The organism is Brevundimonas sp. Root1423 (assembly GCF_001426805.1).
On sequence record NZ_LMFL01000045.1, the window covers coordinates 189087 to 200303 of the forward strand.

11 protein-coding genes, 3 tRNA genes and 1 pseudogene are annotated in these 11217 nt (G+C 68.4%); 2 read left to right on the forward strand and 13 right to left on the reverse strand.

Annotated features, from left to right (window positions below; translation table 11 throughout):
* Positions 1-28: 28 nt before the first annotated feature.
* Complete coding sequence (locus ASD25_RS22535; protein ID WP_235562845.1) at positions 29-1090, reverse strand: amino acid ABC transporter substrate-binding protein; 1062 nt, start codon at positions 1088-1090, stop codon at positions 29-31.
* A gap of 155 nt (positions 1091-1245) precedes the next feature.
* Between ASD25_RS22535 and metC the strand changes: the two genes are divergently transcribed.
* The gene (gene metC, locus ASD25_RS22540) at positions 1246-2418 is read left to right on the forward strand and encodes a cystathionine beta-lyase (protein WP_056620653.1); all 1173 of its coding nucleotides are present in this window, start codon (positions 1246-1248) and stop codon (positions 2416-2418) included.
* On the opposite strand, the gene ASD25_RS22545 is transcribed toward metC, so the two are convergent.
* The 4 genes from ASD25_RS22545 to ASD25_RS22560 all read right to left on the reverse strand — a co-directional run bounded on the left by ASD25_RS22545 (position 2411) and on the right by ASD25_RS22560 (position 4182).
* Positions 2411-2875: a hypothetical protein gene (locus ASD25_RS22545; RefSeq protein WP_056620655.1), complete on the reverse strand. Its 465-nt coding sequence runs from the start codon at positions 2873-2875 to the stop codon at positions 2411-2413. The two genes, metC and ASD25_RS22545, sit on opposite strands and share 8 nt — an antisense overlap.
* A 30-nt stretch (positions 2876-2905) precedes the next feature.
* Positions 2906-3676 (reverse strand): exodeoxyribonuclease III, encoded by a 771-nt coding sequence (locus ASD25_RS22550; RefSeq protein WP_056620657.1) that lies wholly within the window; start codon positions 3674-3676, stop codon positions 2906-2908.
* A 37-nt stretch (positions 3677-3713) separates the two neighbouring features.
* A tRNA-Arg gene (locus ASD25_RS22555) sits at positions 3714-3790 on the reverse strand.
* Between the two features lie 83 nt (positions 3791-3873).
* Positions 3874-4182, reverse strand: coding sequence for an ETC complex I subunit (locus tag ASD25_RS22560; RefSeq protein ID WP_056621382.1), 309 nt, complete (start codon positions 4180-4182; stop codon positions 3874-3876).
* Between the two features lie 179 nt (positions 4183-4361).
* Here ASD25_RS22560 and ASD25_RS22565 point away from each other — a divergent pair, with 179 nt between their 5' ends.
* The gene (locus tag ASD25_RS22565; RefSeq protein WP_056620658.1) at positions 4362-6032 is read left to right on the forward strand and encodes a serine hydrolase; all 1671 of its coding nucleotides are present in this window, start codon (positions 4362-4364) and stop codon (positions 6030-6032) included.
* A gap of 10 nt (positions 6033-6042) precedes the next feature.
* Here the strand turns inward: ASD25_RS22565 and ASD25_RS22570 are convergent.
* From ASD25_RS22570 to ASD25_RS22605, 8 genes and pseudogenes are all read right to left on the reverse strand, one after another.
* Positions 6043-6119, reverse strand: a tRNA-Pro gene (locus tag ASD25_RS22570).
* Positions 6097-6606 (reverse strand): DUF192 domain-containing protein, encoded by a 510-nt coding sequence (locus ASD25_RS22575; RefSeq protein ID WP_056621384.1) that lies wholly within the window; start codon positions 6604-6606, stop codon positions 6097-6099. Before ASD25_RS22575 ends, ASD25_RS22570 begins: the two co-directional genes overlap by 23 nt.
* A gap of 28 nt (positions 6607-6634) precedes the next feature.
* Positions 6635-7204: a cold-shock protein gene (locus ASD25_RS22580; RefSeq protein WP_056620660.1), complete on the reverse strand. Its 570-nt coding sequence runs from the start codon at positions 7202-7204 to the stop codon at positions 6635-6637.
* A 109-nt stretch (positions 7205-7313) separates the two neighbouring features.
* Positions 7314-7733, reverse strand: coding sequence for a response regulator (locus ASD25_RS22585; protein WP_056620662.1), 420 nt, complete (start codon positions 7731-7733; stop codon positions 7314-7316).
* A 112-nt stretch (positions 7734-7845) separates the two neighbouring features.
* A tRNA-Glu gene (locus ASD25_RS22590) sits at positions 7846-7920 on the reverse strand.
* Between the two features lie 47 nt (positions 7921-7967).
* Entirely contained in the window at positions 7968-9770 is a 1803-nt protein-coding gene (recJ, locus tag ASD25_RS22595; RefSeq protein WP_056620664.1) for a single-stranded-DNA-specific exonuclease RecJ, read from the reverse strand.
* Positions 9770-10673, reverse strand: a pseudogene (gene glpX, locus ASD25_RS22600) (class II fructose-bisphosphatase). The gene recJ and the pseudogene glpX overlap by 1 nt, the downstream one beginning before the upstream one ends.
* Positions 10674-10725: 52 nt before the next feature.
* Positions 10726-11196, reverse strand: coding sequence for a hypothetical protein (locus ASD25_RS22605; RefSeq protein ID WP_235562846.1), 471 nt, complete (start codon positions 11194-11196; stop codon positions 10726-10728).
* Positions 11197-11217: the final 21 nt, after the last annotated feature.

The following is an 11217-nucleotide window of genomic DNA, read 5'->3' on the forward strand; positions in this document are numbered from 1 at the left end:
GCGTCCCCCGGCTCCCCGGCCGTTGTCGTTATCTGATGGGCAGGGCGTAGATCAGACCGCCCGGCGTTGCATTCCATTGTGCGTTAAGCCCACGCGTCAGGTCGAGCGATGAATCCGCCCCGACATTCCGCGCGAAGATTTCGCCATAGTTTCCCTCGGCTTCGATCGCCGACTTCGCCCAATCCCTGCGCAATCCCAACATGGCTCCGAAGTCGCCCTCGGTTCCCAGCAGCCGCCGTACCCGGGGATCGCGCGAATCCTCGGCCATGTCGCCCGCGTTGTCCTGCGTCACGCCCAGTTCCTCCGCCAGGATCACGGCGTTCAGGGTCCAGCGCACGATCGATGTCCAGACCTCGTCCCCGCGCTTGACCACCGGCCCCAGCGGCTCCTTGGAGATCACGTCCGGCAGCAGCGTGTGTTGCTCCGGGTTCGACAGGGTGGTGCGGGCGGCCGCCAGCGCCGAGATGTCCGCGCTGAAGGCGTCACAGTCCTCACGCCCGTAGGCCGCGCGCGCTGCTTCCTCGTTGGCGGTGATGACGGGGGTGTATTCCAGTCCCCTCGCCCGGAACCAGTCGGCGACGTTCAGCTCCGAGGTCGAGGCCCGCTGCACGCAGATCCGCGCGCCGTTCAGCTCCGCCGCGCTGGCCAGATCCAGAGATCGCCGCACCAGGAAGCCCTGACCGTCGTAATAGTTGATCCCGGCGAAACGCACGCCTTCGCGGGCTTCCCGCGTCAGCGTCCAGGACGTCGAACGCCACAGCACGTCGATGCGTCCGCTGCGCAGCGCCTCGAACCGCTGACTGCTGGTCAGGGGAACGAACCGCACCGCATTGGCGTCGCCCAGCACCGCCGCCGCCAGCGAACGGCAGAAGTCGGCGTCGAAGCCGCGCCACTGGCCGCGGTTGTCTGTGTAGGCGAAGCCGACCAGGCCCTCGTGCACGCCGCAATTCAACCGGCCCCGCCGCTGGATCGCAGCGAGAGTCGGGCTGGCGAAATCGGGGGCCACGGTGTTCGTCCGGGTTCCGGCGTCCACGCTGTCGGCCGCCCCGGCCTGCCGCTCGCCCCGCCCGCAGGCGGCAAGCGTCAGCATTGCGACTGCGATCGCTGCGGTCGCTATCCGGCGCGCCGTGAAACCTGCACTCATACCGCCTCGCCGAAGTCTCTCAGACCTTGCGCCCCGCCTCGCTTTAGAGGCCTTTGGACGTCGAACCGCAAGCCTTCCCCCACTCCAGTTCCGCGCCCCGAATGTCCGACCGCAGCGACCGCACCCGACTGATCGCCTCCGCCACCCGGCGCGGCCGAGGCCGCCGTCCGGTCGCCCCGCCGGTCGAACGGGCCTCGACGCTCCTCAACGACGCGCCCGCGGACATGCGCGACGCGACGCCAGGCCCCGTCTACGGCATTGAGGATCTGGGCGCCGCCCGCGAACTCCGCACGGCCTTGGCGGATCTCGAAGGCGGAACCGACGCCTACCTTGTCCCTTCCGGCCTCGCCGCCGTCACCGTGCCCCTGACCGCCCTGCTCAGGCCCGGCGACGAGATTGTGACCACCGACGCCCTCTACGGCCCCACCCGCCGCTTCCTGATGCGACATATGAAGGCGCGGGGCGTCACGACAGTCTTCCACGCGCCCGACGCCTCGACCGCCGACATCCTCGCCGGCCTGACAGACCGCACGCGGGTCCTGCTGATCGAATCGCCCGGCTCATTGACGTTCGAGATGCTGGACGTCCCCGCCCTCGCCGCCGCCTGTCGCGCGCGCGGCGTCCGCACGGTCATGGACAACACCTGGGCCGCCGGTCTGGCCTTCCCGCCTCTGGCGCACGGAGTCGACGTCAGCGTCCAGGCGGTGACCAAATATGTCGGCGGCCATTCCGACCTGCTGATGGGCTCCATCGCTGTCGCCGACCCGGCCGTGGGGCGCGCCATTTACGAGACGATCGAAGACCTCGGCTGGCGGGTCTCCCCTGACGACGCCTGGCTGGCCCTTCGCGGCATCCGCACCCTTCCCCTCCGCTACGAGGAGCAGGCCCGGTCGGCCATGACCGTCGCGACCTGGCTCCAGGCCCGCCCCGAGGTCGCTGAAGTCCTCTATCCCGCCTTGCCCGGCTCGGTCGGACACGATCTCTGGCGGCGCGACTACACCGGCGCCGCCTCCCTGTTCGCAGTCGTCATGCAGGGCGGCGACGAGACCGCAGCCCACGCCCTGATGTCGGCGCTGGAACTGTTCGGACTTGGTTATTCATGGGGCGGCTTCGAAAGCCTGATCACCCATGAGACAGGTCAACTCCCCGGCCGCCGCAATCCGCCCGCCCTGCCCGGCCAGTTGTTGCGCCTTCACGTCGGCCTCGAAGCGCCGGCCGATCTGATTGCAGACCTTGAGGCCGGTCTCGCAGCGTGGCGCGCCGCCGTCAGTTGAGCTTCACCCGCGCCGCCTTCAGCTTCGCCTTCAATGCGTCCCGCGCTTTCAACTGACTGTCGGCCAGCGCCGCCGCCTCCCGCTCCAGCGCTGCCCGCCGCTCCTCCAGCGCTTCGGCCTCGCGCACCTGTCCTGCCTCCAGTTCGGCCAGCTCCTCCTCCAGCAGCTCGACCCGGGCCACATCCTTCACACTGGGGCCGCGCGTCTTCACCGCCTTTGGCGCCCTGGTCTTCTCCACCTTGCCGATATCCACCGACAGCCCGCGCTCGATCAGTTCACCCGGCGCCTGCAGCGCAGCTTCCCTGTCCGGCCCCTCCACCGCCTCCACAGCAGAGCCGTCCTTGAACAGGTCCCGTTTCACGCCCCAAGCTTCCAGCGCCCTGGCCCGCGACGTTGCCGCCACGGTCCAGGAATGGAAGCCGTCGGAATAGGAGAAGACCTTCAGAGCGCGCGCCATGCGTCCTGAACGGCCACGCTGCGCCGCGGTTCAGTCCAGTACGATCCACGTCGGCGCATGATCGCTGGCCCGCTCTCGCCCGCGCACTTCGCGATCCACGCCCGCGTCGCTCAGCCGTCCGGCGACCGCCGGGCTCAGCAGCAGATGATCGATCCGCAGTCCGGCCTCCCGCTCCCACGCCTGCCGGAAATACTGCCAGAAGGTCCACGGCGGCGGGTCATGCGGAAACCGCTCCCGGATCGCATCCGTCCAGCCCTGCTCCAGCAGCCGCGCATACGCCGCCCGGCTTTCGGGCTGCAGCAGGGCGTCCTTCTTCCACGACCGGCTGTTGTAGATGTCCGCCTCGGTCGGCACGACATTGTAATCGCCCGCCAGCACCACCGGCGCCCCGCTCTCCAGCAGGTCCGCCGCGTGAGCGATCAGCCGCTCGAACCACGCCAGCTTGTAGTCGAACTTCGGCCCCGGCTGCGGATTGCCGTTGGGCAGATACAGGGAGGCGATCAGCACCCCGTCCACCGCCGCCTCGATATAGCGGCTCTGTACATCCGCCTCGTCGCCGGGCAGCCAGCGCCGCGTCACCACCGGCTCGGACCGCGACAGGATCGCCACCCCGTTCCAGCGATGCTCGCCCTTCCAGACGGCGTAATAGCCGGCGTCGCGGATGGCCGCCGCCGGGAACTGCGCGTCGGTCGCCTTCAGCTCCTGCAGGCAGGCCACATCCGGCCGCGCCTCTTCCAGCCACGCCAGCAGGTTGGGCAGCCGCGTATTGACGCCGTTGATGTTGAAAGTGGCGATCCGCATCGCCGCTGAATGCACGGGCGGCGGCGTGGTTCAGGGTTGGCGCGCCCAGCAGGACTCGAACCTGCAACATCCCGCTTAGAAGGCGGGTGCTCTATCCGGTTGAGCTATGGGCGCCCGGGGCTCAAGTAGCGCGAAGCGCGGTGACCGAACAACATCGCGGCTCAAGTAGCGGGAAGCGCGCTAGCCGGCACTTGAAATCAGTGCGTCCAGGGCTGCTTGCGGAAGGTGGCGAAATTGTCGGCGTAGGCCTTCAGGATCACCGGCGGATCCTGCGGCTCCTGCAGACGGAACGGAATGCCGTGCCGCTCGGCGTAGGCCACCGCCTCCTCCGCCGTGTCGAAGGTCAGACGCACCTGACCGTTCATGTCCGACGAGCTGGTCCAGCCCATCAGCGGATCGATCGTCCGCGCCGACGCCGGCTCGAACTCCAGACGCCACTCTCTCGATTTGGCCTTGCCGGACTGCATGGCGGTCTTGGCGGGGCGGTAGATGCGGGCGAGTGCCATGGGATGTCTCTTCAGCGGCGTGACGCCGTAATACAATGCATTGGCCGGAGCTCAAGCGAGAACCGGCCGCGGTCGGTGTTCGTAGACGCCCGACCGCGTCTCGTCGCAGGCGCCTCGCCCCGATTTTCCGATGTGCTACATTTGTAGCAGATCGTTATGAAAAAGGGGGCGGAGCGCCTATGAAATCGCAACTTCTGGCCGGTGGCTTCGCCCTGGCGATGGTGATCGGCGCCGCCCCTGCCCGCGCTGACGACCAGACCGATCGCGCGGCCGCCCTGTTCGCGCCGTTCGACAAATCCGACGCCCCGGGATGCGCCGTCTCTGCGACACAGTCCGGAAACGTCGTCTTCCAGCGGGCCTTCGGTCAGGCCGCCGTCGAGACCGGGACGCCGAACACAACCGCGACCGCATTCCACATCGCCTCGCTGTCGAAACAGTTCACGGCCTTCGCCATCCTGCTGCTTGAGGCCGACGGCCGCCTGTCGCTGCAGGACGACGTCCGTCGCTTCGTGCCCGAACTGCACGACTATCCGCACGTCATCACCCTCGACCACCTGCTCCATCACACCAGCGGCCTCCGCGACGAATGGATGATGATGCTGCAGGGACGCATGCCCGAGGACGGCGTCTCGCAGAGCGACATCCTGCGCACGCTCTACGCCCAGCGGGAGCTGAATTTCGTTCCCGGCGCGCGATACGCCTACGCCAACTCCGACTACACCCTGCTCGCCCTCGTCGTGGAGCGGGCGTCAGGCCAGTCCTTCAACGACTTCCTCACCCGGCAGGTCTTCGCCCCCCTCGGGATGAACCACACCTGGGTCCAGGACAACTGGCGTCAGGTACGGCCGGACGTCGCCCAGCTCTACGGGCCCGGACCCGGCGGGCTGGAACGTCGGGTCTTCTCTTGGTCCGGCTACGGCGCCGGCAACATCCGCACGACGGCCGAAGACATGGCCCGATGGATGCTCAATCTCGAAGCGCCCAAGGTGGGGACGCCGGGTCTGATCGCCCGAATGGCGGACGGCGTCCGCGACCCCCTGAGCGTACCGGCCGTCTACGGTCGGGGACTTGAGGTCGGACGCCATCGTGGCGCCCGGACCCTGGAGCACGGCGGGATCGCGCCGGGGGCCGCCGCCTATATGCTGGTCCTGCCGGATCAGGATTTCGGCGTCTCGGTGATGTGCAACACGGAGACCAACGACACACGCCAGCTGGCCCGGCAACTGGCGGACCTTTACGTCGGCGACACCCTGCCCGCCGAGACCGCCCCGACGCCGCACGTCGTGGCCGAAGGACAGTTGCAGCGCTACGCCGGCGTCTACCGGGAGATCGGGGGCGCGATATTTGACGTTTCCGTCCGCGACGGCGCCCTTGTCTTGCAGGGCGAGGACGTCCTGACCGCGGTCAGCGACAACCGCTTCCGCCTGACGACCTTCCCGGTCAGCTTCAGCTTCCCGGGTCCGGCAGACGGCCGCCCGGCGCAGGTGCTTCATGTTCATGACCCGGATCAGGACCGCGTCGCGGTTCGCATCGAGAAGGTCGCGGTCGAGGATCTCAACCCGCAGATGATGTCGGCCTACGTGGGTCGCTACTACAGCCCGGAGCTGGCATCAGTGCTGACCGTCGAGCAGCGCGGAGACCAACTGTGGCTGACGGGATCGGCTTTCGAGACGCAGGTGATGCAGCCGCCCCAGATGTTCCGGCAGCCCGACGCCTTCTTCACCCAGTCCACGATCGGCGCTGTCGAGTTCCGGCGGGGCGGCGATGGCGAGATCACGGAATTGGCCGTCACCAATCCGCGTGTGGTCGCGCTGCGCTTCCTTCGCCTGAAGAACCCGCCGCAGCTCTGAAAAAAGGTGATGGTCGGAGTGAGAGGATTCGAACCTCCGACCCTCTGGTCCCAAACCAGATGCGCTACCAGGCTGCGCTACACTCCGGCGGCGGGATTTGACACACTCCCGCGAAGAAGGGATGGCGGACCCTGTCGCCCGCCTTGGCCCCGATCTCGTCGGCGCGCCCGGCGCGCAGTTCCAGCACGCCGCTGGCGGGTCCGTTCGACGGAATGATCGCCTCGGACTGGGGCGTGGCGTTTTTCGCGATCGAGACGATCCGGCCGCGCGGATCGATGTAGATGATGTCCAGCGGGCTGGGCGTATTGCGCATCCAGAAGCCGCGCTCGGCCACGTCCGGGAACTGGAACAGCATGCCGCGGTCGTCGGCCAGCGGGTCACGGAACATCAGCCCGCGCTGGCGCTCGGCCTCGTCGTCGGCGATCTCGACCATGAACTTGTGCTCGCCGGTCGACGTGGTGATGGTCAGGGGTTCCAGCGGATTTCCATTCGCGTCCTTCGGCGTTCCCGCCCCCGCGCATGCGGCCAGCACGGCGCCAGCGAACAGGACGGCCAGTATTCCACGACGTAGCATCACGCATCCACCCTCATCGGGGCGGAGATTATCCGCCCGGCCTGATTTCCGCGACCACCAGACCCTTGGGGCCTTCGGCGAATCGCACCGCGACGGTCTCGCCCGGCAGGAGATCATCCAGCCCGCAGCGCCGCAACGTCTCGACATGGACGAAGATATCGCCCGGCGCGCCGTCGCGCACCACGAAACCGTAGCCCTTGGTGCGATTGAACCATTTGACGACGGCGGCCTCCATGGGAGCGCCCGATCCGGTCTCGCCCCCGGCGATCCGGGCCGCCTCATGCTGTCTCAGCCCGTCATAACCGGTGCGTTTCGGCGCCGGAGCCAGGTCCGGATCGCCTTCGCCCAGTTCGTGGACTTCGGTGACCTGCCAGCCCTTGGGCCGGCGCGCGCAGTCGCAGGTGATCGGCGCGCCCTCGGGCGCCGTATCCCGCCCGGCGTCGCGCAGGCTGGAGACGTGCAGCAGTACGTCCTTCATGTCGGTGAGACTGGGATCGTCAGGCACAATGAAGCCGTACCCCTTGCCGGGATCGAACCACTTCACCCGGCCAGCGATGCGCACCGCCTCGACCGTCCCAACGCCCTCGTAGTCAGACACAGCCTTCCCCCTGCCCGCGACCCGTGCGGACAGCGCTTATTTAACACGGTTCTGTGAAGGCCGGAAAAGTAAAAAACTCCGGTTTCCCAAGAATGGGACAGATTTGAGATCACGTGGATCGTTCGGCGCCGTCCAGAAGCGCGTGAATCCGCTGGGTCAGTTCGGGCGCACGGTAGGGTTTTCCGATCAGGTCCAGTCCGCCTCGATGATCGGCCCGGTCGCCCCAGCCGGTCGTCAGCAGCACAGGAACCCCGGGTTGAAGTCGGCGCACCTCGGCGGCCAGGGCCAGGCCGTCCATTGCACCGGGCATAACGATGTCCGTGAACAGCAGATCGAACCCCAGACCTTCCATGACCATCGCCATGGCTTCGTCCGCATCGGCCGCCTGATGGACCTCGAACCCCGCGTCCTCGAGCAGGGTCGCGCCCATGAGCCGCACATCCGCATTGTCCTCGACCATGAGGATGGACGCGCGGGCCTCCTCGACGGGTCGATCGCGCGACGCAGCGGGGGCGGACTCTTCGGACATTTCAATCAACCGGCTTCCCCGTCGCCCGCACGCCGGACACGATCTTCAACGCACCAGACCCTGAAAGGCTCGGCGTGGCGATGCAGATAACAAAAAAGGGGAAGCTCCGCGCTGGCAGTCCCTAGGGGAGTCGAACCCCTCTTTTCAGGTTGAAAACCTGACGTCCTAACCGATAGACGAAGGGACCGCTGCGCGGGGGGCGTGCAACCCCCTCGCCGCCCATTTGCGCAGGCTTTACGCCATACGCGGATCGGCCACGTCCTCGATCTCGAATTGAACGCCCTTGCGGCCGTTCCAGTCGTCGGCCTTCAGCCGCCCGACGACGCTCAGCCCGCCCTGCCCCGACAACAGCGACTGGCCGCCCGGCAGGTCGGCGCAGCGCCAGCTGATCGCCTTGACCGAGGCCCCGTCCGCCCCGACCAGCCGGCAGCGCACATGGCCGCCGTTCATGGCCACGGCGTCGCGCACCGCGACATGTTCGAGCGCGAACAGCGGCTCGGGATTGGCCGGACCGAACGGGGCCAACTGCTCGAACTGTTCGAAGAGACCCCGCGTCGCCGCGCCCGGATCGATCAGGGCGTCGATCTCGACCAGATCCAGCGCATCCGCCGCCGCCTGCTCGCCCGCCATCCGCTCGTTGAGAAAGTCGCGCAGCCGCCCGATGTCGTCAGCCCGCACCGTCAGTCCGGCCGCCATGGCGTGGCCGCCCCCGGCCATCAGCACGCCGCTCTCCCACGCCGCCTGCACCGCCTGGCCCAGATTCATGCCCGGCTGCGACCGGCCCGAGCCCTTGCCCACGCCGTTCACCGCATCAACGCCGATCACCACCACCGGCTTGCGCCAGCGCTCGCGCAGCCGTCCGGCCACGATCCCGACCACGCCCGGATGCCAGTCGTCGCCCTCGATCACCACCACGGCCGAGCCGTCGGCGTGGGCGCCGGTCGCCTCGACCATGCGGGTGGCCTGATCGGTGACCTGTTTCTCGACCTCGCGCCGGGCGATGTTCAGGGCGTCCAGCTCCTGCGCCAGCGCCGCCGCCTCAACGGGATCGTCGGTCGACAGCAGGCGCGCGCCGAGATCGGACTTGCCGATCCGCCCGCCCGCATTGATGCGCGGTCCCAGAATGAAGCCCGCATGGTTCGACTTGGCCGGGCCGGGTTCAGTTCCCGCCGCCGCCAGCAGCGCCCGCAGCCCCGGATTGGCCCAATCGGACATCCGCCGCAGCCCCAGACTGGTCAGCGCCCGGTTGAAGCCGGTCAGGCCCGTGACGTCGCAGATCGCGCCCATGGCCGCCAGATCCAGCCACTGGCGGATGTCCGGCTGCTCGCGTCCCTCGAACAGGCCGCGGCCCCGCGCCTCGCGGTTCAACGCGGCCAGCAGCACAAACACCACCCCGGCCGCGGCGAGGTTCCCCTGCCCCGAGTTGCAGCCCGGTCGATTGGGGTTGACCACAGCGGCGCAGACCGGCGGATGCTCGCGCATCATATGGTGGTCGATGACCACGACCTTCAGCCCGATCGCCGCCGCATGGGCCACCGCCTCATTGGCCGCCGCGCCACAGTCGACTGTGATGACCAGATCGGCGCCCGACGCTTTGAGCGTATCGAACGCCTTCGCGCTGGGGCCATACCCCTCTGTCATCCGGTCCGGCACATAGATCGGCAGGTCCGCGCCCATGGCCCGGAACCAGCGCACCAGCAGGGCCGCGCTCGAGGCGCCGTCCACATCATAGTCGGCGAAGACATGGATCGACGCCTGCGCCTGCAGCGCGTCGAGAATGGCCCCGGCCGCCGCGTCCATGTCCATGAAGCTGGACGGATCGGGGAACAGCGCCTTCAGCGTCGGCTGCAGAAAGTCCGCGCCCTGATCCGCACGCACGCCGCGCGCGGCCAGCGCCCGCGCCAGCGGCTCTTCCAGACCGAGCGTCTGCATGTGCGACCGGATCAGCCCCGCCTCGGCGGGCCTCTGGCGCCAGGCGCGGCCGGACAGGGAGCGGGAGACGCCCAGAAACGCAGGCGCGCCGCCCCCGTCGGCCATCAGAGGGGCCGGATCGTGCGGATGCGCTGCACCGTGCGGGTCGAGGAATCCATCACCAGCGTGTGGGTCGAGACGAAACCGTCGGCGACCCGGACACCGTCCAGCATGGCGCCTTTGGTCACGCCGGTGGCGGCGAAGATGGCGTCCTTCGACACCAGTTCGTGCAGGTCGTATTTGCGGTCGAAGTCGGTGACGCCCGTCTTGCGCGCCCGTTCCCGCTCGTCGTCGTTGCGGAAGATCAGCCGGCCCTGGAAATGGCCGCCCACGCATTTCAGCGCCGAGGCCGCCAGCACGCCTTCCGGCGCCCCGCCCGAGCCCAGATACAGATCGATGCCTGTCTCGGGCTCGGCCGTGTGGATCACCCCCGCCACGTCGCCGTCGGTGATCAGCAGCACCCGGGCCCCGACCTCGCGCAGCGCCGCGATCAGATCGGCATGGCGCGGCCGGTCCATGACGCAGACGGTGATGTCTTCCGGCTTCACGCCCTTGGCCGAGGCCAACGAGCGGACATTGTCCTGGGGCTTCATGTCCAGATCGACCGTGCCGGGCGCGAAGCCCGGGCCGATGGCGATCTTGTCCATATAGGTGTCGGGCGCGTGCAGCATGCCGCCGCCCGGCGACATCGACAGCACGCACAGGGCGTTGGCCATGGCCTTGGCTGCCGGTGCCGACCTTCTCGCCGATGTACAGCATCGGCGCCTCGTCGCGCTCGCCCTCGCCGATGACGATCTTGCCGTCAATGTCGAGGCTGTTCAGCGCTGTCCGCATGGCGTCCACGGCCAGCTGGTCGGCCTGCTTCTCGTCGCCGCGGCCGATCTGGGCGTAGCTGGCGATGGCGGCCAGTTCGGTCACCCGGGCCGCGTCAGCGGCGAGCGTGGATGCGTAGGGAGCCGAAGCGGCCATAAGCGTTCTCCTCAGAGGATGATCCCCGGATTCTGCCGTCCGGGCGACTGTTCTATTGGACCGGACGACGATCCACGGGCGGCGGCGCGCGGCCGCGTTCGCGGGTGCGCGCCAGGAATCGTTCCATCTCGGCCTCGGTCTCGGCCGTCACCGGCGCAACCGGAACCGCATTGACCCGCGCCTGCACCTCGGCGGCGTAGGCGGCGGGGTCGCCCGTCTCCTGCCAGTCGATGCGCGAGACCTCGCCGGCCAGACCCGCATTGGTCACCCGCAGCGTATTGACCTGCGTCGCGATCGCGACCGGCGCCGGCAACGGCTCGAGGCTTTTCGGAAAATCGGCCCACTGCGGATACTCGCGATTCGCATCGACGAGGGCCTGAACCCGCGGCGCGATCGGCGAGGTCGCATCCGTTTCAGGGTCAAACGCGCTGGTGACACAGGCCGACAGCCCGCCTGTCAGCAGGACCGCCGCCGTCATCGCTGCGATTTTCGGGATTGGCGCGTTCATATCAGGGGCGGTCATATGCCATGATCGCCACAGGCG